Below are 24,520 nucleotides of genomic sequence, written 5' to 3' on the forward strand. Positions count from 1 at the left end.
AATTATGAAAAATAGTATTTAAATTAGATTATATATTGTTAAATCATTTTATATTTAATAAATAAATAAAATATAAGCAATTAAATTAAAATATATGAAAAAATAAAAGTTTAAATGAAATATTCTTAATCTGATATTCCTTTTTGTATTAAACTTATTGCAAATCCGCCACCTTCTTTGAGCTGTATGGTTTTTGTCATTCCTTTATTAATCTCAGCTGATTTTATTGAAATGGCAGTAGGGTTATTTTTATAATGTGCACTTTCAGCATCTTGATAAAATGTCGCTTTGTAAGTTTTCCCGTCTTCTAAAAAATCAAAATTAATAGTGATTTCTCTGGCATTTTCATCGGTAATTCCGCCAACAAACCAATTGCCTGTTTCACGTTCTTGACGTGCAATGGTGACATAATCACCGACTTCGCCATTTAGGGTTATGCTTTGTTCCCAATCAACGCCAACATCTCTTATGAATTGAAAAGCAGGTTGATTTTTATAATTTTCAGGCAGATCAGCGACCATTTGAATCGGGCTGTAAATGACAACATATAGTGCCAATTGCTGAGCCAATGTAGTATTGATTTGATTGTCTGGTTTTGTAGGCAATTTGATATCAAAAATACCTGGTGTAAAATCAATAGGACCAGCCAACATTCTGGTAAAGGCTACAATAGGCAAATGTTCTGGTGGATTACCGCCATCTGAAGCCCAAGCGTTAAATTCTTGACCACGAAGTCCTTCCCGAGAAACCGCATTGGGGTAAGTTCTTCTGATGCCAGTAGCTTTGATAGGTTCGTGAGCATTGATAGCCACTTTGTATTTGGTCGCGGTTTCTACAACTTTTCGATAATGATTAACCATCCATTGACCGTGGTGATATTCGCCTTTGGGAATAATTTTTCCAACATAACCTGTTTTGACGGTATGCATTCCCATATCATTCATCAACTGAAATGCCTTGTCTAATTGTTTTTCATAAGTTCTTGGTCTTGCGGAAGTTTCGTGATGCATGATGAGTTCTACACCTTTACTTTTGGCATAATCTGAAAGCTCTTGGATGTCATAATCAGGATATGGAGTTACAAAATCAAAAACCCCTTCACGGTCTTGAAAGCCAATCCAGCGTTCCCAGCCAGTATTCCAACCTTCAATTAGAACGCCTTTGATGTTGTTTTTTGCGACAAAATCGATATAGCGTTTGGTGTTTTCTGTGGTTGCACCGTGTTTGCCGTGAGCTTGTCCAGTATCAACCCATTGTCCGTTTTTGTTCATCGTCATTCCATAATCCCAAGTAGCTTTGCCAACGTGCATTTCCCACCAAATACCGACGTATTTTTGAGGTGTAAACCAGTTGACATCGCCAAGTTTGTTTGGTTCATTGAGATTGACAATCAAGCGTGAGTCTATTAAGTCTTTAGCTTCATCAGCAATTTGAATTGTTCGCCAAGGCGTTTGTATCGGTAAGTTTCTGTAAACTTTATAGTTGGTTCGGTCTGAACCAACAAGTTCGCTTGTCAATTTATAAGTTGTAGTGTCAACTTTTAGGGTCATTCCTGCGTAATCAGTTAAATTAGCTTCGTGAAAACTCAGGTGAGTGCCATCTTCCATACGCATTGTTACAGGAGTATTGACCGCGTTTTCTGGAATATGAGTTTGAGCTAAATTGTCATCATTGGCATAAGATTTAGCGTTAATTTCAGATAGTTTTGATGTGCTGTAAAGATGTTCATAGATGTCCCAATCACCTGGAATCCACCAAGCAGTATGATTGCCTGTGAGTTGAAATTCTGTGTTTTCATCTTTTATGATAAGGCTTTTTAATCCGTCTTGTTGAGGAATTTCATAGCGAAAAGCAATACCATCATCATAGGCTCTAAAGTATAAGTTGAGTTTTTGTTTAGAAGAATTTTCTATTTCAACTTTGAGTTGGTTGTAATGATTTTTGACCAGTCGTTGTTCGCCCCAAGGCATTTCCCATTCTTCATCAACGGTATTTTCAACCGTATTTTTAATAGAAAAAGGCTCTGTAAACACGTTTTTATTTTTAAAATCAAAACCTAAATTAGATTTGTCAATAATAAGTTTGTCGTTGTGTTTTACCCAATATTGAGGAAGTCCATTTTCAGTTAAATCAAAAAAGATTGTATTAGTTTTAGCAGGTGATTTGAGGTTAATAATTTTTGGGTTGTTATTATTTTGACAAGATATCAAACTCATAACAAATAAGATACAAAAAAAACTTTTGACGGAATGCATAGAATAAATTTTAGTAGTGCAATATACTCAAAACAGTTCTGATTTAATTTTTTTTGAACAGTTTTTTTAGTCTTATTAGACAGTTTTTTTTAGTCTTATTAGCCTTATTTATGCTGTCTAATTCCACTAAAACTGAGGATGAAAACCCCGACAAAAATATGTTTTCATTGGCTATTATCCTTTAATGCATAATTTGGGTTTAATAAAACTTCAAATTATGTCTCAGGGTAAAATACACAATATTTCTGCTATAGAAGTCATCGCCTGTTGACTTTTGTTGAAACCAATTCATATAGCCTGTTTCGATTTGAAATTTGTCATTTATTTTATAATTTAAACCAGCAGAAAGTCGGTTTTGATCAAATACATTACGCACGATCTTGTCTCCAATATTGATATGTATTTCTTCTAAAAGATTAGCGGTAAATTTTTCATTGATGTTGTAAGCCAAGCCTAAACGCATTCTAAGTCTGTAGTTCGTAAAGTTGTAAGAGCTATCATCGGGCGGTTTTTTGTATCGCCATTCCAACTTCAAACGACTTAGAAAGCTAAATTTACTGTCAAGTTTATGCCTGTAATTCACAGCGACTTGTGGTCTTAGTTCTTGTTGACTTTCTGTGAAATCGGCATTAGGATTTTGTGGTAAGGTCAATTCAAAATACATCATTGCGACGGTAAATGAAACATTATCACTCAGCTTGTAATTAGCTCCAATACTCGGTAAAAAATGATGTTGCCTAAATGGAAACATATACATACGTTCTTCAACATCAAAAAAAGGCGTCCATTTTTCACTCACATGAAAATTCAATAAATACCGTGTCCACAATAAGTTTTGTGTTTCTACATTTTTTTGTTGTGCCGAAAGTTTAAAACTGAATAATACGAAAAATAAGCAAACTCCAATTGGTTTAAGCATAGCTTAAAATTTAGAACCACAAAATTAAGGTTTTATGGCAGAAGTAGTGGATTGATTCCTTGCAGATGTGTTTCAAAATATGACATTAGGCAGTTTTTATCTAAAAATGCTTTGCCTTGAATATCAATATCAACAAATAAATTATTAGGATTTAATTTTAAATAAGCCTTGAGATAATCTTTTGACAAAGGCTTATAAGAATAGTGCCAAGGTTCGTATTTAAAACCTGTGCGATGATAATTATTGGTGTAAACTAAATAAAACCCAAATTTGTGGGCATGAGTTTGCATCCATTCGTGAAGTTTACAATAAACGCCGTTGCCGTGATAATTTTGGTCTAAAAGTAAATCGCCATTTGGTTTTTCAACATTGGCATCAACAATATCTATATCGGTTCCCCAATGATGGCGAGACGTGCCTGGAATAGTGGAGTAGGTGATGATTTGTTTTATAATGTCTTTGTCAGATAAATTTTGCTTTTGATATTGTTTGTATTTTTTATTCCAGATTTGTAATTGCCGATTAAAACTTCTAAAACCAGAAGCAATTTGTATGTCAATACCTTCTTTTAATGCTGCTTCGTGCATTTCAACAAATGGCTGATATGCTGTTTTGTGCATAATTTTTGAGGTGTTGAGGTAAGGATTATGTTTTCCTGTTAAAAAAGCTTGACTTGGATTTTTAATTAAATCTTGAATAGGCAAAACACTCCACCCAAAACCTGCTAAAACATTGAGTTTTATAAAATCAATCCTACGCATCAACGAGTGCTTTATACATTAAAATATGTGGACCTACATCAGGAATTTCAAAGGTTTTGCCTATTGTTTTATAGCCGTTTTTGCTGTAAAAAGGTTTAGCTTTTATTCTAACGTTACACCAGATGGTTTTTATTCCTTTTGAACCTAAAAATTGTTCAGAATGTTTTAAAAGATGTTTACCAATCTCTTTGTTTTGATGATTTTCTAAAACGGCCATTCCGCGAAGTTGGTAGCTCTGATCATCTTCAATTTTAGTATTTGACTTTAACATCAAACTTACACAGCCTGCAATTTCATCATTGAAGTAAGTTGCAAAATGAAAAGTATCAGATAAATTATCACCTTGAAAATGACAAGTAGATAAGGGTTTGCCTTTTCTTAACACTTGATGTCTAATCGGTATAATAGATTGGACATCCACCTGATAAATTTCAGTATTCAAAACTTACTTCATCACTTGGTCAACAATACCGTAATCTAAAGATTCTTGTGCATCCATCCAATAATCTCTGCTGAAATCTTTCATCACTTTGTCAAAGGATTGACCGCAATTTTCAGCGAGAATTTTTGCACTGAGTTCTTTGGTTTTCAAAATTTCTTTGGCTTGAATCTCAATATTTGAAGCTTGACCTTGAGCACCGCCGAGCGGTTGGTGAATCATCACTTTGGCGTGAGGCTGAATGTAGCGATGTCCTTTTTCGCCAACAGACAATAAAATAGAACCCATAGAAGTCGCTAAGCCTGAACAAATGGTATGGACTGGGCTTTTTAAGCTTTTTATAGTATCGTAAATAGCAAACCCATCGGTTACGAAGCCACCTGGGCTATTGATGAAAAGTTGAATAGGGTCGTGACTTTCTAAGTCTAAATACATCAAACGATCAATGATGTATTTGGCACTTTTGCCATCAACTTGCCCGTTGAGAAACACTTTACGCGTTTCTAAAAATTTCATATCGATTAGGTCTTGAACCTTTGCCGTTTTCTTCGTCATATTTTCTTTTTTTAAAACCGCTAAATTAACATTTATCCCTAAAATAGAATAGCGTTTAAGGGAGTTTTAACCCAAATTATGCGTTGGTGCATAATCCTTAATATAACCCTGACAAAAATGCTATTGATTGAGCATTTTTCGTCATTATTTAATAGGAAATTTCCTATTAAATAATTCGGGTTTAATGTTATTTTTTGTAGGCAATAGCTTTTATTTCGATGAGCAAGTGCGGATGAGGTAATTGATGCACAGCAACTGTAGTTCTTGTTGGGCCATTTTCATAATCAAAGAATTGAGCATAAACTTCGTTGTAGCCTTTAAAGTCGTTCATATTAACTAAAAACGACGTGATATCAACCACATCTTTTAAGCTGGCACCTTCTTCTTGTAAAATGTCATCAATGTTTTGGAGCACGGCACGGGTTTGTTTTTTGATGTCTAAATTGGTGGTTCCCATCTCGTCAACTTCTACGCCTTCAAAGGTGTTATCTGGTCTTCTTGAGCTTGTGCCAGAGACGTAAATAAAATCACCAACCCGTTTGACGTGTGGGAATTTTCCTCGTGGTTTAGCCTTGCCTTTAATTACTTTACCAATCATAATTTTGATATTTTACTGTTGTTTCTTTTCCCATTGCCAAGCATCTTTGAGGGCGTCAGCCATACTGCGTTTGGCTTTCCAGCCTAATTCTTTTTCTACTTTATCGGTATCAGCATAAGCTGTGGTAACATCTCCAGGTCTTCGATTAGCTATTTTGTAGTTGAGTTTTAGGTTATTGACTTTTTCAAAGGTTTTGATAACATCTAAAACAGAATTTCCTTTACCTGTGCCAACGTTAAAGACATCATAACTTTTAGCATGATTTTGGTCTAACAGTTTTTCTAAAGCAATTACGTGAATTTCAGCTAAATCCATAACATGAATATAATCGCGGATACACGTGCCATCTTCAGTAGGATAATCATTGCCAAAGACTGATAAAACTTCTCTTTTTCCAGCTGCGGTTTGTGTGACGAAAGGTACTAAATTTTGTGGAACACCAATGGGTAATTCACCGATTAATGCAGTTGGATGTGCACCAATAGGATTAAAATACCGCAAAGAAATGGCTTGTAAATCAGCACCGCTGTTGATGTAATCTAGAATGATTTCTTCGCCGATTTGTTTGGTATTGCCGTAAGGCGAATTGGCTTTTTGAACTGGTGCATTTTCGGTAATAGGAAGTGTTTTGGCTTGGTCATAAACGGTACACGATGAGCTGAAAATGAATTTAGGTTGATTTATTTTACAGCTTTCTTTGAGTAAGTAAACTAAAGCCGCAACGTTATTTTCATAATAATCTAAAGGTTTTTCAACACTTTCACCTACTGCTTTGAATGCGGCAAAATGTATGATGCCTTTGATGTCAGGTCGCTCATTAAAAAACTGGCTTAAATCTGATTTGTTTCTGATGTCAATTTGATAAAAATCAGGGTTTTTTCCAGTAATTCTAGTAATGCCTTCTAAAACATCGAGGCTTGTGTTTGATAGATTATCAATGATAACAACTTCGTAGTTTTTTTCTAATAAGGCAACAACAGTATGTGAAGCAATAAAACCTAATCCGCCAGTAACTAATATTTTCATGTTTTGAATTTTAAAAATACAAATTAAGAGTTTTTCTATGAAATTTAAGTGTCTTAAATGTAAAATATCAAATCAATTGATATCTTTGGCTATAAAACAAAGTTATGTCATTAACACCTTCAAATATAGTAGAATTAGGTACAAAAGCACCTGGCTTTAGTTTGCTGAATGTAAAAAATAATCAGATTGTAAGCTTGTCTGAAATTAGAGGGAAACACGGCACAGTTGTTATGTTTCTTTGTAATCATTGTCCGTATGTGAAACACGTTAATGAAGAGTTGGTGAGATTGGCTAACGATTATAAAGTTACAGGATTTGGTTTTGTAGCTATTTCAAGTAATGATGTTGAAAAATACCCTGAAGATCATCCTGATAAAATGGCAGAATTAGCCGAAACAGAAAAATATCCTTTTCCTTATTTATATGACGAAACTCAAGAAGTTGCCAAGGCTTATAATGCTGCTTGTACGCCAGATTTTTATGTGTTTGATGAAAATTTAGAGCTGTTCTACCATGGACAATTAGACGACTCTCGACCAAAAAATGGTTTCCCCCTGACAGGAAGAAGTCTAAGAGAAGCTTTAGATGCATTGCTCAACAACAGAGAAGCTCCAAAAGTTCAAAAACCGAGTATGGGTTGTAATATTAAGTGGAAATTGGATAATTATGAAAATTAAGCTTCCAATTTTTTAAAATCAATCTATTTTAGTTGGATACCATATTTTTTTAAAGCCAATTCTAATAATCATTTATGGGTTTTAAACATCAACTTTTTAAACACATCAAAACCTTTTCAAAATTAACTATTTGGCAGAAATCTAGATTAGTTTGGTCTATTTTTTTACCAGTTCAACTTTTTTTAATTTATAGTATTAAACCATATCCTGAAGCCATCGAAATGTATTATTCGAATGGAATTTATATTTCAATTTCTACTTTTTTTCAACATCTGTTTAGTCATCTTCCCTTTTCTTTTGGTGATATTTTTTATATTATCTTAATTGCTTTTATAATAAAATATCTTGTGGGCGTTTTTAAAAGAAAATTCAAGCTCAAAAAATCTGATTTTTATAAAATTGTCTCGTTTATTTCTATCATTTATTTTTGGTTTCATATCTCTTGGGGTTTAAATTATTACCGCTTGCCACTTCATAAACAGTTAGGGGTTAAAAGTGATTACAACACTGAAGAGCTTATTAGTTTTACTGAAAAATTGCTGGTAAAAGCTAACGCTATTCATCACAAACTCGTTGCAAATGATACTCTACCAGTGCATTTTGAACAATCAGAAAATGAATATGAGAAAATGGCGTTTGAAAATTTTAAACGAACACAATTTCAAGATCAATATGTGGAAGTCCGAAGCATAAAACCATCATTGCTCAGTTTGCCTTTAAGTTATATGGGTTTTGGCGGTTACCTCAATCCTTTTACGCACGAAGCACAATATAATGATAGAGTTCCGAAATATAAATTTCCTACTTTGATTGCTCACGAAATGGGACATCAATTGGGTTATGCCAAAGAAAACGAGTACAATTTTGTGTCCTGTTATGTGAATATGCATAGCACAAATGAAAAAATTCGTTACGCTGGTTTTACTTATGCATTAAAGTTTTGCCTAAACGAAGTATATTGGCGTTCACCCGAAGATTTTGAACGTTTGAAAGCCGAAGTTAATCCAGGTATTTTAAAAAATTATAAAGAGACTCAAATCTTTTGGGAAAGCTTTAAAAATCCTTTAGAGCCGGTTTTTAAAAATGTGTATGGTAATTTCTTAAAAGTTAATAACCAACCCCAAGGCATTCAAAGTTATAATTATGTTGTAGCTTTATTGGTCAACTATTTTTCAAAAAATTCTTTACCTTAGTCCATCAAAATGATGGTTTATTAGATATTTAAGCTATTTATCTGAAAACGAATTGATAGTGTAAGAAATAAAAAATTATAAAAGAAAGATGATTAAGAAAATTCATTTACTTAGATTATATCCTATAGTTTGATGCTAAAAATGTTTTAGATTTGTGATTTATATAATATAGATAGACATTATTTTTTATGAATAATCAACCATATATTCACCGTTTGCGATTTTTTTTAGAACGCCGAGGATTTTACGTCAGTTCTCGTTTAGCAGACCGTTTAGGGATGAAAGCTAAATCGGTAAGACTGTTTTTTATTTATGCTTCATTTGCCACCTTTGGTTTTGGATTTGTGCTATATTTGACCTTGGCTTTTTGGCTCAAACTAAAAGACTTGGTTTACACCAAACGCAGTTCAGTTTTTGATTTGTAATAAAAATATTTTAAGCTATCCGATTTATGAAATCATTGAGATTTAAAATCATACTGGCTATGGCATTGATGATCATCATCTTGCTTGCTGGAGTTATTGGTTTTAAGAATGTTATGGATTTGTCTTGGATAGATGCTTTCTATATGACAGCCATCACCATAACGACGGTTGGATATAGAGAAGTAGTTTTGCCAAACGATGATGCTAAGGTTTTTATTATCATTTTGATATTGTCAAGCGTTATCATTTTAGGTTTTGTCGTATCTGTAGCCACAGAGTATTTTATTTCTTTCAGCTCTTTGAGCGATTTGCAACTCAAAAGAAAACTCAAAAAAATTAAAAAAATGGAAAATCATACAATTGTTTGTGGTTTTGGGCGAAACGGTCAGCAAGCCGCTCAAAAACTTATGGAATACCAAGATGCATTTTTAGTTATTGATAAAAATTTAGACTTATTAGAGCAAAGTGGTTTAAAATCAGAGCAATTTTTGGTTGGTAATGCCAATGAAGATGAAGTTTTAATATCAGCTGGAATAGAAAAGGCTGCTAATCTTATTACCGCTCTGCCCAACGATGCTGAAAATCTTTTTATTGTTTTAAGTGCTCGACAGCTAAATAAAGATTTAAGAATTATTTCTAGAGCAAGTGAAGAAACCAGTTACAGAAAACTTAAACTCGCTGGTGCAGACAATGTTATATTGCCTGATAAAATCGGAGGGCAACATATGGCATCACTTATTGTTAGTCCAGATTTATTAGAATTTTGGGATAATTTAAGTTACGGCGATAGCAAAAGTGTAAACCTTGAGCAAGTATCATATGAACAATTGTTTAGCCATGGGAAAAGTTGCACAATTCTAGAATTAGACCTCAGACAACGCACAGGATGTACCATCATAGGTTTTAAATCTTCTGATGGCGAATATATTGTCAATCCAAATCCAAATATCAAACTTACACCAAATTCTAAAATCATAGTCATTGGCAATGCAAGCCAAATAAAAAGACTTCAAGAGATTTATTCTATTTAAGAAACGCAATAAATTAAAAATTTATTTTTTGTTAGATTTATTTTTTTAGATATTGCGAGAAGTTTAAATTAAAGTCAATAAATCATAAATTTTTAGATATGCTTAGAGTTTTATTATCAATGTTTGCGTTGGTTTTTTCTATGACAATTTTTAGTCAAAATATAGTTATCAAAGAAAAACTCATCAACCCATCTGACGAAATAAATGACGGTTCGATTCAGGTTGAAGTAGAAGGTGGCACACCACCTTATCAATACAAATGGTCTAACCAAAGCACACCTCTCTCATCTAACAAGGCTGTTGGATTAACCGAAGGAGTTTACTACAATATTAAAGTTACTGATGCCAACGGTCAGACCGCAGAAAAAGACTTAAAGATAAAATCAGTCTCTATTACAGAACATTTTAATGGTTTTTTTACACCAGTAGTTGGTGCTATGGGAAGTGTTCTGTTTTGGGATCCTTTTTTTGCTGTAGGAATTTACGACCCTGTAGTTTACACCAGTAAAGATTTAATATTTGCTCCTGAATGGAATGCTGATACACAAGAAGTTTATACATTAAAAGAATGGTTAGTTGATCCCAAAACTCATGTTAGAAAAGGAGATCCAATTGCAGTTGTAAATTTATCTAACACAGGCGATATAGAAGTTAAAGCTGGTGAAAATGGTAAAATTAATCATCTCGTCAAAGAAGGTGAAGTTATTTATAATCCCAATAATCCAGAAGACGTGATACAAAGCAATGCTCATGTTTTTGGTGAAATTAGATATGATAATCCCGTTGCTTTAACTTTGCCTAATGGTGATAAGCAAACCAAAGGCATACCATTTATTGTTGTTTGGTTGATTGCAGGTGCGACATTTTTTACCTTTAAAATGGGCTTTATCAATATTAGAGGTTTTAAACATTCATTTCAACTGGCTAGAGGAAAATATGACGATCCTGATGCACCAGGTCGAATTACTCACTTCCAGGCTTTAACGACAGCAGTTTCAGCAACGGTTGGTCTCGGTAATATTGCGGGTGTAGCCATTGCCATTTCTCTTGGTGGTGCTGGAGCCACATTTTGGATGATTTTGGCAGGTTTACTCGGGATGTCATCAAAATTTGTAGAATGTACACTTGGTGTTAAATACAGATTTATCAATAAAGAAGGACGTATTTTTGGTGGTCCGATGAATTACCTGAGATATGGGCTTGAAAAAAGAAACCTAAAAGGTCTTGGTAAAACTTTAGCTTTGATCTTTGCGGTTCTGGCTATTGGAGCTTCTTTTGGTGGTGGAAATATGTTTCAAGCCAACCAATCTTTTAAAGTATTAGCTGGTCAAATTCCAATGCTTGAAGGCAATGGATTTTATTTTGGACTTATTTTAGCTATTTTAGTTGGTATTGTTATTATTGGTGGAATCACCAGTATAGCAAGAGTAACTGACAAAGTTGTACCGTTTATGGCGACCATTTATGTGATAGGTGCTTTTATTGTAATTGGCGTAAATATTGATAATCTTGGTGCGACTTTTTCAGCAATTATTAATGGTGCTTTTTCGCCAAGTGCACTTAAAGGTGGTTTTATAGGCGTGTTAATTGTTGGTTTTCAACGTCTTGCATTTTCAAATGAAGCAGGTGTTGGTTCAGCGACAATTGCTCACTCAGCTGCTAAAACCAATCATCCGCCGTCTGAAGGTTTTGTGGCTTTACTTGAACCATTTATTGACACCGTTGTGGTTTGTACGCTTACGGCTTTGGTTTTAATTTTTACAGGTATGCACGAAGTTAATGGTCTTTCAGGCGTTCAATTGACTACTGATGCGTTTGGTAGCGTTGTCTCTTGGTTTCCTTATGTCTTAGCTTTAGCCGTTTTCTTATTTGCCTTTTCTACTATGATTTCTTGGTCATACTACGGTATGAGAGCTTGGTCTTATATATTTGGACGCGAGAGAAGAAATGAATTAGTATATAAAGTTTTCTTTTTAGTGTTTGTCGTTGTTGGTGCTTCTATAAGTTTAGGTGCAGTTTTAGATTTCTCTGACATGATGATTTTGGCAATGTCATTTCCTAATATTATTGGTTTATTGATCATGTCAGGTGAAGTCAGAAAAGACTTAAAAGATTATTTAGATAAATTGAAAAAAGGCGAACTCTTTGTTCGTCAGAAATAAGTGATTTAAAGTGAAGGCAAAAAAATCCCGTTCGGTTTTGACAATATCGCAACAGAATGGGGTTTTTTTGTTAGTAGGTTTGATTATTGTGTGCCTTATAGGCGTTTTATATTACAATTACAATTATTATAAATTAAGCCCATATCAAAGTTTGATAGATACAATTGCACAACAAAAAATTGATTCTTTAAAAATTATAAAAGCCGAGCAAAAGCCGTCTTATCAATACAAAATCTATCCTTTTAATCCTAATTTTTTAAAAGAAGGAAAAGCCTATCGCTTGGGTTTGTCTGCTGAAGAACACAACAGATTAATTGCTTTTAGAGATAAGGGAAAATGGATAAATTCAGTTGAAGATTTTCAAAATGTTACTCAAGTTTCTGATGAGATTTTAAAAAAAATTTTACCATATTTTAAATTTCCAGATTGGGTTGTTGAACAGCAGAAAGCAAAAAGACAATCAGAGCCAATAATCATTTTAAGTTATAAGCAAAAGCAAGATTTAAATATAGCAACAGCTGAAGACCTGCAGAAAATCAGCGGTGTAGGCGAAGTGCTATCTAAACGTATCATTGCATACAGAGATAAAATCGGTAAGTTCAGATCCGATATTCAACTCAAGGATGTTTGGGGTCTCAAATACGATGTCATTGATAAAATCACTGCAAAAATGAAAGTAAAATCAAATAATGAACAGCCAAAAATTGATATCAACCAAGCGTCTTTAATAGAGTTGACTGAAGTGCCATATTTTGATTACGAATTGGCAAGAGAAATATTTCAGTTTATAAAAGTTAATCAAGGTATAAATTCGTTTGAAGAATTGTCAAAATTACAACAATTTCCTACTTCCAAAATTGATAGAATTAAATTATATTTGGCGATAAATAAGTAATTCTTATTTTTTATTAAAATTACTAAGAAAATATCAACTATGAATACAAACTATTTTTCAGAAGACCACGAATTGTTCAGATCAACACTACGAGATTTTCTCCAAAAAGAAGTCGTTCCACACGTTGATAAATGGGAAAAGGATGGAAAAATTGATCCAGCCATTTGGACAAAAATGGGCGAAATGGGTTATTTTGGTTTGGCATATCCTGAACAATATGGCGGAATGGATTTAGATTTTTTCTACACGACTATTTTACTTGAAGAGATGCAACGTGTCAACTCTGGTGGATTTGCAGTGACAATCTGGGCTCACGCATATTTAGCGATGACACATCTCAATGCTGAAGGTTCAGATGAATTAAAAAAGAAATATTTAACGGCTAGTATCTCTGGTGAAAAAGTAGGTTGCCTATGTATCACTGAACCTTTCGGAGGCTCAGATGTTGCTGGTATGAAAACCACAGCAGTCAAAGTAGGCGATGAATATGTTATCAATGGTTCAAAAACTTTTATTACCAACGGCGTATATTCAGATTATTTGATTGTCGCGGCAAAAACTAGTCCCGAACAGAAATCAAAGGGAATGAGTATCTTTCTTATAGATAGAGAAACCAAAGGAATTTCAGCGACAAAATTAAATAAACTTGGTTGGAGAGCTTCAGATACAGCAGAATTAGCTTTTGATAATGTAAGGATTCCCGCTACTAATCTTATGGGAAAAGAAGACAAAGGCTTCAGTTATATTATGCAACATTTTGCAACTGAGCGATTAATTATGGGTATTAATGCCCATGCAAGAGCAGAATATGCTATTGAATATGCATTAGGATATATGAAAGAGCGCGAAGCTTTTGGCAAAAAATTGACTGAATTTCAAGCACTTCGTCATAAAATCGCAGAAATGTCAACACGTGTAGAAATCTGTAAACACTTCAATTATGCGGTTGCGTCTCGATTAGATAAAGGCGAATATGTAGTCAAAGAAGCCAGTATGTCTAAACTTGAATCTACAAAAGTCGCAGACGAAGTCATTTATGATTGTTTGCAACTTCTCGGCGGATATGGATATGTTGAAGACTATCCATTAGCAAGAATGCTTAGAGATTCTAGACTTGGTCCAATTGGTGGTGGTACCTCTGAAATCTTAAAAGAAGTCTTAGCTAAAATGATTGTGGACGAAAAGGAGTATAAGCCAGCAACACAATAAATTTTTATGCACTTATGATCAAATGAGATATCAATCATAGTCGAGTCTATTTTTTTACATTTGTAATATGTCTCAAATAACGACATTTCTATCATATCTCGAAAACGAAAAACAGTATTCTAAACATACTATTATCGCTTATCAAAATGATTTAAAGGGTTTTAGTCAATTTTTAAAAGATAATTTTGATGATTTGTCCGTAATTGATGTAGATTATTTTCAAGTCGAATCTTGGATAGCTGAGTTGTCTCAACATAATTTGAAGCATAAAAGTATCAACAGAAAACTTAGTTCGCTCAAAACTTTTTATATGTTTTTACTTAAAACGGATCAGATAAAGACTTCACCCATGCAAAAACTTAAAAGTCTGAAAACACCAAAACCTTTAAGCACACCTTTTTCTATTCAAGAAGTTGAAAATGTAATCAATAGTTTTGAGCCAGTAGATTTTAAATCTTCAAGGCAAGCATTGATTATTGAGTTGCTTTATGCAACAGGAATGCGACGTGCAGAATTAATTTCATTGCAAACCAAGGATGTAGATTTAGCTAAACAGCAATTAAAAATTACAGGAAAAAGAAACAAACAACGTATTATTCCTTTATACAATAAAATATGTGAGAGTATTAAAAATTATTTACAATTTAAAAAGCACAATGGTCTATCGCATCCAAATTTATTGGTTACTGATCAAGATGAACCACTATATCCAAGCTTAGTTTATCACGTAGTAAATAATGCTTTTAGTGAATTTTCAAGCAAATCAAAAACCAGTCCACATATTTTACGTCACACATTTGCAACACATTTATTGAATCAAGGCTCTGATTTGAATGCCATAAAAGAACTGCTTGGACACGAAAGTCTTTCATCTACAGAGATTTACACTCACAATAGTATTGAGCAACTCAAGCAATCTTACTTTAATAATCATCCAAGAGAATCAAAATAATTCATACTTCAAAAAATATACAAAAAAAAGCAAAATTATTTTTTGTATGAAAATTAAACTCTATATATTTGCATTCCGCAAAAAATGCGGTAATAAGTTCTTAAAAAGCCGATGTAGCTCAGCTGGCTAGAGCGACTGATTTGTAATCAGCAGGTCGTGGGTTCGAGTCCCTCTATCGGCTCGTATTGAAATGTTGAAAATATTCTATCGTTGAATAGTTTTATTTTGCAAACAAAAAACAGGACGAGAAGCCTGTCCTGAGCGAAGTCGAAGGGAGTTTATCCATCGGCTCGTGCTGAAATGTTGAAAATATTCTATCGTTGAATAGTTTTATTTTGCAAACAAAAAACAGGACGAGAAGCCTGTCCTGAACGAAGTCGAAAGGAGTTTATCCATCGGCTCGTGCTGAAATGTTGAAATGCTAAAATGTAAATTTTAGTATGGTTTTGGGGAGATACTCAAGCGGCTAACGAGGGCAGACTGTAAATCTGCTGACCTAGTCTTCGCAGGTTCGAATCCTGCTCTCCCCACAAGTGCAGAAAAACTGCAAAGTTCTTTGTATTTTGGAATACGTCATTAAATTAAGATAAAAGCGGAAGTAGCTCAGTTGGTAGAGCGTCAGCCTTCCAAGCTGAATGTCGCCGGTTCGAACCCGGTCTTCCGCTCTAATTTTTTTTGACTTGAAGAAGGATGAAGATTGAAGATTAATTTATATTAAGATCTTTGATTTAGGGTGAGAAGCTTGTGCTGAGCATGTCGAAGTAAACCCGGTCTTCCGCTCTAATTTTTTTTTTAACTTGAAGAATGATGAAGATTGAAGATTAATTTATATTAAGATCTTTGATTTAGGGTGAGAAGCTTGTGCTGAGCATGTCGAAGTAAACCCGGTCTAATTTTGAGAGTGTTGAAATCTGATAAGCAATGGAATCATTTATAAGTTGTTTATGTATAGTCAATAATGAGATAACCACTTTACGCCGACGTAGCTCAGGGGTAGAGCGTTTCCTTGGTAAGGAAAAGGTCACGAGTTCAATTCTCGTCGTTGGCTCTAAAATATAAAAGAATAAAAAAAATAAAAATAAAAACGTTAACACTAATATATAACTAAGATTAAATAATTTACTTATGGCAAAGGAAAATTTTGATCGCTCCAAACCACACCTTAACATAGGTACGCTTGGACATGTCGATCACGGTAAAACTACTTTAACTGCTGCAATCACAAAAGTGATGGCTGATAAAGGCTATTCAGAAGCTTCTGCTTTTGATCAAATTGATAATGCACCTGAAGAAAAAGAGCGTGGTATCACAATCAACTCTTCGCATGTTGAATATCAAACAGAAAAAAGACACTATGCACACGTTGATTGTCCAGGTCACGCCGACTATGTAAAAAACATGGTAACTGGTCTTGCACAAATGGACGGTGCAATTTTAGTTGTTGCGGCTACTGATGGTCCTATGCCACAAACACGTGAGCATATTTTGCTTGGTCGCCAAGTTGGTGTGCCTCGTATCGTTGCTTTCCTTAATAAAGTTGACTTAGTTGACGATGAGGAGTTGCTTGAGTTGGTTGAAATGGAAGTTAGAGACTTGTTAAGTTTCTACGATTATGATGGTGACAATGCTCCCGTTATTGCTGGTTCTGCTTTAGGAGCTCTTGAAGGCGATGAAAAATGGGCTGAAAAAATTGTTGAATTAATGGATGCTGTAGATGAATATATTGAGTTACCAAAAAGAGAAGTTGATAAAGACTTTTTAATGCCAGTTGAAGATGTTTTCTCTATCACTGGTCGTGGTTCTGTTGCTACAGGTAGAATTGAAACGGGTGTTGCTAATACTGGTGATCCTGTAGAATTAATTGGTATGGGAGCTGAAAAATTAAAATCAACAATTACTGGTGTTGAGATGTTCCGTAAAATATTAGATAGAGGTGAAGCTGGGGACAATGTCGGTATCTTGTTAAGAGGTATTGAAAAAGACCAAATCACAAGAGGTATGGTTATTACTAAACCTGGTACAGTAACACCTCATGCCAAGTTTAAGGCTGAAGTTTATGTCTTGAAAAAAGAAGAAGGAGGTCGTCATACACCATTCCATAACAACTATAGACCTCAGTTTTATGTAAGAACTACTGATGTTACAGGAACAATTACCTTGCCAGATGGTGTAGAAATGGTAATGCCTGGAGATAACTTAACTATCACAGTTGAATTGTTACAACCTATCGCTTTAAATGTGGGATTACAATTTGCAATTAGAGAAGGTGGTCGTACAGTTGGAGCTGGACAAGTAACTGAAATTTTAGACTAATTTCTTTTAATATATAAGTTGAGGTAATACGATAAAATCGTTATTACCTCGACTTTTTAATAAACGGGTTTAGCTCAGTTGGTAGAGCACTGGTCTCCAAAACCAGGTGTCGGGAGTTCGAGCCTCTCAACCCGTGCAAACAATGTTTTAGATTTTAGTTAAAACTAATTTTAAAATAACTAATTAAGCTACAAAATGTCAGGTATAATTAAATATATAAACGAATCCTACTATGAATTAATAAATCATGTAACTTGGCCGTCTTATGCAGATGCTCAAAGACTTATGGTTATTGTGGCTGTTTTTTCAGTATTATTAGCACTTGCTGTTTTTGGTATCGATCAATTATTTAGCGGTATTATTGAACAATATTTTAATTGGGTAAAATCTTAATTATGTCTGAAACATCACTAAAAAAATGGTATGTTGTAAGGTCTATAAGTGGATCTGAGAACAAAGTTAAAGATTATATAAAAAAAGAAATCGCTCATGAAGGGCTTGAGGATTACGTTGACGAAATATTAGTGCCTACAGAAAAAGTTGTTCAAATAAGAAATGGTAAAAAAATACAGAAGGATAAAGTTTATCTTCCTGGATATATTGTAATTAACGCTAATTTAGAAGGCGAATTGCCACACATTATTAAAAATGTTAATGGTGTTATCGGGTTTTTAGGAGAAACCAAAGGTGGTGATCATATGCCTTTAAGAAAATCTGAAGTCAATAGATTATTAGGAAAAGTTGATGAGTTAAGTACAAGCAAAGAACAAGTTAACATTCCATTTACTATTGGTGAAAATGTGAAAGTAATTGACGGACCATTTAATAGCTTTAATGGAACAATTGAAAAGGTTAATGAAGAAAAACGCAAGCTTCAAGTTATGGTGAAAATATTTGGACGTAAAACACCAGTTGAATTAAGCTTTATGCAAGTTGAAAAAATATAAATGTTACAAGATATAGATTGTTTTATTGCTTCCCACTGAAACAATCCCATCAAAAACAAAAACAAAAATGGCAAAAGAAGTAAGTAAAATTGTGAAACTACAAGTTAGAGGTGGTCTGCAAACCCATCTCCGCCAGTAGGTCCAGCTCTTGGTCTTGCAGGTGTTAACATTATGGAGTTTTGTAAGCAATTTAATGGTAGAACTCAAGATAAGGCTGGAAAAGTATTACCTGTAGAAATTACTGTGTATGCTGATAAATCTTTTGATTTTATTATCAAAACCCCACCAGCAGGACGATAAATATTAGAAGCTACCAAATCAAAAAAAGGTTCAGGTGAACCTAATAGAAAGAAGGTAGCAACTATAACACAGGATCAAATTAAAGCAATTGCTGAAGATAAAATGCAAGATCTCAATGCTTTTACTGTTGAGTCTGCTATGAAAATGGTTGCTGGAACTGCACGTTCTATGGGTGTTAATGTAAAAGGTGATGCACCTTTTTAAATTTCTAAATTAATTTCAATGGGACAAATTACAAAAAAACAAAAAGAAGCTAAAGCTAAAATCGATAGAGATAATCTCTATACCGTAGCTGAAGCTTCAAAACTTGTAAAAGATATATCTAATGCTAACTTTGATGAATCAGTAGATTTAGCTATTAGACTCAATGTAGATCCACGTAAAGCTAATCAAATGGTAAGAGGTGTTGTAACCCTTCCTAACGGAACAGGTAAACAAACTACTGTTTTAGCTTTAGTAACTCCAGATAAAGCTGATGAAGCTAAAGAAGCTGGTGCTGACTATGTTGGTCTAGATGAGTATATTGAAAAAATCAAAGGCGGCTGGACAGATGTTGACGTTATTGTTACTATGCCAAGCGTTATGGGTAAACTTGAATGCTTAGGTAGAATTTTAGGACCAAGAGGTTTAATGCCTAACCCAAAAACAGGTACAGTAACCATGGATGTTGCTAAAGCAGTATCTGATGTCAAAGGTGGTAAAATCGATTTCAAAGTTGACAAAACTGGAATTGTTCACGCTTTAATAGGTAAAACATCATTTGAAGCTGATAAAATTGCGGGTAATGCTCGCGAACTCTTAGGAACTATTGTTAAGTTAAAACCTACTACTGTAAAAGGTATTTACATAAAAAGTATCCACATGTCTTCAACGATGTCTACCTAGCATAGCTATTGACACCAAACGTTTCACCGATCAATAACTTTAATTATGACTAGAGAAGAAAAATCAAATATAATTAAAGAGTTAACCGATAAGTTAGCTGAAACTTCAAGCATTTATTTTACTGATATTTCTGGCTTAGATGCTCAAAATACCAATAAACTAAGACGAGCTTGTTTCAAAGCTAATATCAAATTACTCGTCGTAAAAAATACTTTAATGGCTAAAGCCATGAGCAGTACCGATAAAGATTTTGGTGATTTAGACCAAACCCTTAAAGGAAACACATCTATTATGTTTTCTGACACTGGTAATGCTCCAGCCAAAGTTATTAAAGATTTTAGAAAAAAGAACGAAAAGCCCCTATTAAAAGGTGCTTTTGTAGATGAAGCTATCTATCTTGGTGATGACTACCTTGAAACACTTGTAAACATCAAGTCTAAAGAAGAAGTCATTGGCGATATAGTATCATTGCTTCAATCACCTGCTAAAAACGTTATTTCAGCACTTCAATCTGGTGGTGGAAAACTTGCAGGAATATTAAAAACGCTTTCTGAAAAAGAAAGCTAAATTTAAGCACTAATAAATCAATATAAATACAATTAAAAACGATAGAAAATGGCAGAATTAAAAGATTTCGCAGAACAATTAGTTAACCTAACTGTAAAAGAAGTTAACGAATTAGCTGATATTCTTAAAGAAGAATACGGCATTGAACCTGCTTCTTTGACTGTAGCTGTTGCAGGTGGAGGCGCCAACGGTGGTGGTGAAGAAGCAGAGGAGCAAACAGAATTTGATGTTATCCTTACTGCACCAGGTGGATCTAAATTGGCAGTTGTTAAACTTGTAAAAGAATTAACAGGTCAAGGTCTTAAAGATGCAAAAGCTCTTGTTGATAACGCACCATCACCAATTAAAGAAGGTGTCACTAAAGACGAAGCTGAATCTCTAAAATCTCAATTAGAAGAAGCAGGCGCTGAGGTTGAACTTAAATAATTTCAACTATTTGATATTTAAAGGTTTAGACCTCAGAATTTAACTTTCTGAAGGTCTAAACCATTTTGCATTTAATAATGCAAGTGTAGTTTACACAAAATTTTTATTATTTCAATTTTGCTAATAAGCATTAAATTCTTTCGTAGATGTCAGTAAATCAAAATGAACGTATCAGTTTTTCTTCTGTAACCAATAAACCTGATTATCCAGATTTTTTAGATATACTGGTTAAATCTTTCAAAGACTTTTTTCAATTAGAAACTAAACCAGAAGAACGCTCTGATGAAGGTCTTTTCAACACGTTTATGGAAAATTTTCCCATAACCGATACCAGAAATCAGTTTGTTCTTGAATTTCTAGATTACTTTATAGACCCGCCAAGATATTCAATCCAAGAATGTATTGAACGCGGTCTTACATACTGTGTTCCGCTTAAAGCGAGACTAAAACTTTATTGTACAGATCCTGAACACGAAGATTTTGAAACCATTGTTCAAGATGTATATTTAGGAACAATACCTTATATGACACCGAGTGGAACCTTCATCATAAATGGTGCTGAACGTGTTGTGGTTTCTCAACTTCACAGATCACCAGGTGTGTTCTTTGGGCAGTCTTTTCACGCTAACGGAACTAAATTATACTCAGCTCGAGTTATCCCATTTAAAGGCTCTTGGATAGAATTTGCTACCGATATCAATTCAGTGATGTACGCTTACATCGATAGAAAGAAAAAATTACCAGTAACCACGCTTTTCAGAGCTATTGGTTTTGAACGCGATAAAGATATCTTAGAAATATTTGACCTTGCTGAAGAAATTAAGGTTTCTAAAACTGGACTTAAAAAAGTATTAGGTCGTAAACTCGCTGCCCGTGTTCTCAATACTTGGTATGAAGACTTTGTGGATGAAGATACTGGCGAAGTTGTTTCTATCGAAAGAAATGAAATTGTATTAGATCGTGATACAGAACTTGAAAAAGATCATATCGAAGAAATTTTAGAAACAGGTTCAAAAACAATTTTGCTTCACAAAGAAGATAGTAGTAATAGTGATTACGCCATTATTTACAACACTTTACAAAAAGATCCTACCAACTCTGAAAAAGAAGCGGTTGAACATATCTATAGACAATTACGTAATGCCGAACCGCCTGATGAAGAAACAGCTCGTGGTATTATTGATAAGCTCTTTTTTAGTGATCAGCGCTACAATCTCGGTGAAGTTGGTCGTTACAGAATGAATAAAAAACTTGGTCTTGATATTTCTGAAGACAAAAAAGTTTTAACCAAAGATGATATCATAACCATCATCAAATATCTTATTGAACTTGTTAATTCTAAAGCCGAAGTTGATGATATTGATCACCTTTCTAACAGACGTGTAAGAACAGTTGGAGAGCAATTGTCTCAACAATTTGGAATTGGGTTGGCAAGAATGGCTAGAACCATTAGAGAACGAATGAATGTTAGAGATAATGAAGTCTTTACACCAATCGATTTAATTAATGCTAAGACTTTATCATCGGTAATTAATTCATTTTTTGGAACAAATCAATTGTCTCAGTTTATGGATCAAACCAATCCTATTGCAGAATTGACCAATAAGCGTCGTATGTCTGCTTTAGGATCAGGTGGTTTATCCAGAGAACGTGCTGGCTTTGAGGTTCGTGATGTTCACTTTACACACTACGGCAGATTATGTCCAATAGAAACTCCTGAAGGACCAAACATTGGTTTGATTTCTTCAATGTCTGTTTTTGGAAAAATTAATAATCTGGGCTTTATTGAAACTCCATATAGAAAAGTTGAAAATGGTGTTATAGATTTTGATAGTGAACCACTTTATTTGTCTGCTGAAGAAGAAGAAGAAAAATTAATCGCTCAAGCCAATATTCCTATTGATGAAAATGGAAAAATACTTGCTGAAAAGGTTATTGCTAGAAAAGAAGGCGATTTTCCTGTAGTTGACCCAAAAGAAGTTGACTATATTGATGTGGCACCAAACCAAATTTCTTCAATCTCTGCATCGTTAATTCCATTCTTAGAACACGACGATGCCAACCGTGCATTGATGGGATCAAATATGATGCGTCAAGCTGTTCCTTTATTGAGAGTCGATTCTCCTATCGTTGGTACTGGTCTTGAAAGACAAGTCGCTAAAGACTCTAGAGTATTGATCAATGCTGAAGGAGAAGGCGTTGTAGAATACGTTGATGCTCAAAAAATCACAATCAAATACGATCGCACAGAAGAAGAAAGACAAGTAAGTTTTGACTCCGATTCTAAAACATATAAACTTATCAAGTTTAGAAAAACTAACCAAGGCACATCAATCAACTTAAAACCTATTGTTAAAGTTGGAGATCGTGTTACTGAAGGTCAAGTTTTATGTCAAGGCTATGCAACTGAAGCTGGTGAATTAGCTCTTGGTAGAAACATGAAAGTGGCGTTTATGCCTTGGAAAGGTTATAATTTTGAGGATGCAATTGTGATTTCAGAAAAAGTTGTCCGTGAAGATATTTTAACTTCGATTCACGTTGATGAATATTCTCTTGAAGTGAGAGATACTAAACTTGGTAATGAAGAACTCACACCCGATATACCAAACGTTTCTGAAGATGCTACAAAAGACCTTGACGAAAATGGTATGATCAGAGTAGGTGCTGAAATCAAACCTGGTGATATCCTTATTGGAAAAATTACACCAAAAGGCGAAAGCGACCCTACACCTGAAGAAAAACTTCTTCGTGCTATTTTTGGAGACAAAGCAGGTGATGTTAAAGATGCATCTTTAAAGGCTTCTCCATCACTTAGAGGTGTTGTTATTGATAAAAAACTCTTTGCACGTGCTGTAAAAGACAAAAGAAAACGTGCAAAAGATAAAGAAGAAATCAACAAACTTGAAGCTAAATATCACGTTAAATTTGAAGAGTTAAGAAACATCTTAATTGAAAAACTCTTTGCACTCGTTAACGGTAAAACCGCTCAAGGGGTTCAAAATGATTTAGGTGAAGATGTTTTGCCTAAAGGTAAAAAATTCACTTTAAAAATGTTGAATTCTGTTGAAGACTTTACACATTTAACCAAAGGAACCTGGACAACTGATAAACACTTAAATAGCTTATTAGCTGACCTTCTTCACAATTATAAAATTAAGAAGAACGATTTACAAGGTAACTTAAGACGTGAGAAGTTTACTATTTCTGTTGGTGATGAATTGCCATCAGGTATTTTAAAACTGGCTAAAATTTATGTTGCTAAAAAACGTAAATTGAAAGTTGGAGATAAGATGGCTGGACGACATGGCAACAAAGGTATTGTAGCCAAAATTGTTAGAGAAGAAGATATGCCTTTCCTTGAAGACGGCACACCTGTTGATATTGTGCTCAATCCACTTGGGGTTCCTTCTCGTATGAATATCGGTCAGATTTATGAAACCGTTTTAGGTTGGGCTGGACAAAAATTAGGTCAAAAATACGCGACCCCAATTTTTGATGGAGCTACCTTAGATCAGATTAATGAATTAACCGACAAAGCTGGTATCCCAAGATTTGGACATACTTATCTTTATGATGGTGGAACTGGTGAAAGATTTGATCAACCCGCAACTGTAGGTGTCATCTATATGCTAAAACTCGGTCATATGATTGAGGACAAAATGCACTCTCGTTCTATTGGACCTTACTCGCTAATCACTCAACAACCCCTTGGTGGTAAAGCCCAATTTGGTGGTCAGCGTTTTGGCGAAATGGAAGTTTGGGCTCTCGAAGCATATGGTGCATCGAGCACTTTACGTGAAATCTTAACCGTGAAATCTGATGATGTTATCGGTAGAGCCAAAACTTATGAAGCTATTGTAAAAGGCGAAACTATGCCAGAACCTGGTTTGCCTGAATCATTTAATGTTTTAATGCACGAGCTGAAAGGACTTGGATTAGATATTAAATTGGAAGAATAAATGTTTAGTTGTTTAAACATATCAAT

21 protein-coding genes, 5 tRNA genes and 2 pseudogenes are annotated in these 24,520 nt (G+C 34.2%); 21 read left to right on the plus strand and 7 right to left on the minus strand.

Features of this window, described 5'->3' with window-relative positions; genetic code table 11:
• Positions 1-125: 125 nt before the first annotated feature.
• The 7 genes from IGB25_RS00700 to galE form a co-directional block, all read right to left on the minus strand.
• A complete protein-coding gene (locus IGB25_RS00700; RefSeq protein WP_247653558.1) occupies positions 126-2,216 on the minus strand; it encodes a glycoside hydrolase family 97 protein in 2,091 nt (696 codons plus the stop codon).
• 238 nt (positions 2,217-2,454) lie between these two features.
• Positions 2,455-3,174, minus strand: coding sequence for a DUF2490 domain-containing protein (locus tag IGB25_RS00705; RefSeq protein ID WP_211065742.1), 720 nt, complete (start codon positions 3,172-3,174; stop codon positions 2,455-2,457).
• A 32-nt stretch (positions 3,175-3,206) separates the two neighbouring features.
• Positions 3,207-3,935, minus strand: coding sequence for a M15 family metallopeptidase (locus IGB25_RS00710; protein WP_211065743.1), 729 nt, complete (start codon positions 3,933-3,935; stop codon positions 3,207-3,209).
• Positions 3,928-4,377, minus strand: a complete 450-nt coding sequence (locus IGB25_RS00715) for a GNAT family N-acetyltransferase (RefSeq protein WP_211065744.1) — start codon at positions 4,375-4,377, stop codon at positions 3,928-3,930. The genes IGB25_RS00710 and IGB25_RS00715 overlap by 8 nt, the downstream gene beginning before the upstream one ends.
• A gap of 3 nt (positions 4,378-4,380) precedes the next feature.
• Positions 4,381-4,929: a ClpP family protease gene (locus IGB25_RS00720; RefSeq protein ID WP_211065745.1), complete on the minus strand. Its 549-nt coding sequence runs from the start codon at positions 4,927-4,929 to the stop codon at positions 4,381-4,383.
• A 187-nt stretch (positions 4,930-5,116) separates the two neighbouring features.
• A complete protein-coding gene (locus tag IGB25_RS00725) occupies positions 5,117-5,527 on the minus strand; it encodes a RidA family protein (RefSeq protein WP_211065746.1) in 411 nt (136 codons plus the stop codon).
• Between the two features lie 12 nt (positions 5,528-5,539).
• Positions 5,540-6,553: a UDP-glucose 4-epimerase GalE gene (galE, locus tag IGB25_RS00730; protein ID WP_211065747.1), complete on the minus strand. Its 1,014-nt coding sequence runs from the start codon at positions 6,551-6,553 to the stop codon at positions 5,540-5,542.
• Between the two features lie 104 nt (positions 6,554-6,657).
• Here galE and IGB25_RS00735 point away from each other — a divergent pair, with 104 nt between their 5' ends.
• The 21 genes and pseudogenes from IGB25_RS00735 (at position 6,658) to rpoB (ending at position 24,494) form a co-directional block, all read left to right on the plus strand.
• Entirely contained in the window at positions 6,658-7,230 is a 573-nt protein-coding gene (locus tag IGB25_RS00735) for a thioredoxin family protein (protein WP_211065748.1), read from the plus strand.
• A 74-nt stretch (positions 7,231-7,304) separates the two neighbouring features.
• Positions 7,305-8,423, plus strand: a complete 1,119-nt coding sequence (locus IGB25_RS00740) for a DUF3810 domain-containing protein (protein WP_211065749.1) — start codon at positions 7,305-7,307, stop codon at positions 8,421-8,423.
• 188 nt (positions 8,424-8,611) lie between these two features.
• On the plus strand, positions 8,612-8,848 hold the full coding sequence (locus IGB25_RS00745) for a PspC domain-containing protein (protein ID WP_211065750.1): 237 nt from the start codon (positions 8,612-8,614) through the stop codon (positions 8,846-8,848).
• A gap of 26 nt (positions 8,849-8,874) precedes the next feature.
• A complete protein-coding gene (locus tag IGB25_RS00750; RefSeq protein WP_211065751.1) occupies positions 8,875-9,879 on the plus strand; it encodes a TrkA family potassium uptake protein in 1,005 nt (334 codons plus the stop codon).
• A 98-nt stretch (positions 9,880-9,977) separates the two neighbouring features.
• A complete protein-coding gene (locus IGB25_RS00755; RefSeq protein WP_211065752.1) occupies positions 9,978-12,041 on the plus strand; it encodes an amino acid carrier protein in 2,064 nt (687 codons plus the stop codon).
• 37 nt (positions 12,042-12,078) lie between these two features.
• On the plus strand, positions 12,079-12,936 hold the full coding sequence (locus IGB25_RS00760) for a helix-hairpin-helix domain-containing protein (protein ID WP_211065753.1): 858 nt from the start codon (positions 12,079-12,081) through the stop codon (positions 12,934-12,936).
• A 39-nt stretch (positions 12,937-12,975) separates the two neighbouring features.
• Positions 12,976-14,145 carry an acyl-CoA dehydrogenase family protein gene (locus tag IGB25_RS00765; RefSeq protein ID WP_211065754.1) on the plus strand — a complete coding sequence of 390 codons (1,170 nt, stop codon included), beginning with the start codon at positions 12,976-12,978 and terminating at the stop codon, positions 14,143-14,145.
• Between the two features lie 67 nt (positions 14,146-14,212).
• On the plus strand, positions 14,213-15,097 hold the full coding sequence (locus tag IGB25_RS00770) for a tyrosine-type recombinase/integrase (RefSeq protein ID WP_211065755.1): 885 nt from the start codon (positions 14,213-14,215) through the stop codon (positions 15,095-15,097).
• A 107-nt stretch (positions 15,098-15,204) separates the two neighbouring features.
• A tRNA-Thr gene (locus IGB25_RS00775) sits at positions 15,205-15,278 on the plus strand.
• Between the two features lie 267 nt (positions 15,279-15,545).
• Positions 15,546-15,627: transfer RNA gene (locus IGB25_RS00780), tRNA-Tyr, on the plus strand.
• Between the two features lie 62 nt (positions 15,628-15,689).
• A tRNA-Gly gene (locus tag IGB25_RS00785) sits at positions 15,690-15,762 on the plus strand.
• A 311-nt stretch (positions 15,763-16,073) separates the two neighbouring features.
• Positions 16,074-16,145: transfer RNA gene (locus IGB25_RS00790), tRNA-Thr, on the plus strand.
• A gap of 77 nt (positions 16,146-16,222) precedes the next feature.
• Positions 16,223-17,410 (plus strand): elongation factor Tu, encoded by a 1,188-nt coding sequence (gene tuf, locus IGB25_RS00795; RefSeq protein ID WP_211065756.1) that lies wholly within the window; start codon positions 16,223-16,225, stop codon positions 17,408-17,410.
• A gap of 63 nt (positions 17,411-17,473) precedes the next feature.
• A tRNA-Trp gene (locus tag IGB25_RS00800) sits at positions 17,474-17,546 on the plus strand.
• 59 nt (positions 17,547-17,605) lie between these two features.
• Entirely contained in the window at positions 17,606-17,803 is a 198-nt protein-coding gene (gene secE, locus IGB25_RS00805; RefSeq protein WP_211065757.1) for a preprotein translocase subunit SecE, read from the plus strand.
• Between the two features lie 2 nt (positions 17,804-17,805).
• A complete protein-coding gene (nusG, locus tag IGB25_RS00810; protein ID WP_211065758.1) occupies positions 17,806-18,357 on the plus strand; it encodes a transcription termination/antitermination protein NusG in 552 nt (183 codons plus the stop codon).
• A 67-nt stretch (positions 18,358-18,424) separates the two neighbouring features.
• A pseudogene (rplK, locus tag IGB25_RS00815) lies at positions 18,425-18,861 on the plus strand (50S ribosomal protein L11).
• 18 nt (positions 18,862-18,879) lie between these two features.
• Positions 18,880-19,579 (plus strand): annotated as a pseudogene (gene rplA / locus IGB25_RS00820) (50S ribosomal protein L1).
• A gap of 8 nt (positions 19,580-19,587) precedes the next feature.
• On the plus strand, positions 19,588-20,109 hold the full coding sequence (gene rplJ, locus IGB25_RS00825; protein ID WP_211065759.1) for a 50S ribosomal protein L10: 522 nt from the start codon (positions 19,588-19,590) through the stop codon (positions 20,107-20,109).
• Between the two features lie 48 nt (positions 20,110-20,157).
• Positions 20,158-20,535 (plus strand): 50S ribosomal protein L7/L12, encoded by a 378-nt coding sequence (gene rplL / locus IGB25_RS00830; RefSeq protein ID WP_211065760.1) that lies wholly within the window; start codon positions 20,158-20,160, stop codon positions 20,533-20,535.
• 146 nt (positions 20,536-20,681) lie between these two features.
• Positions 20,682-24,494 carry a DNA-directed RNA polymerase subunit beta gene (gene rpoB, locus IGB25_RS00835; protein WP_211065761.1) on the plus strand — a complete coding sequence of 1,271 codons (3,813 nt, stop codon included), beginning with the start codon at positions 20,682-20,684 and terminating at the stop codon, positions 24,492-24,494.
• Positions 24,495-24,520 lie beyond the last annotated feature (26 nt).

Origin of the sequence: Flavobacterium sp. CS20 (assembly GCF_018080005.1) — a bacterium.
Classification (GTDB): Bacteria; Bacteroidota; Bacteroidia; order Flavobacteriales; family Flavobacteriaceae; genus Psychroflexus.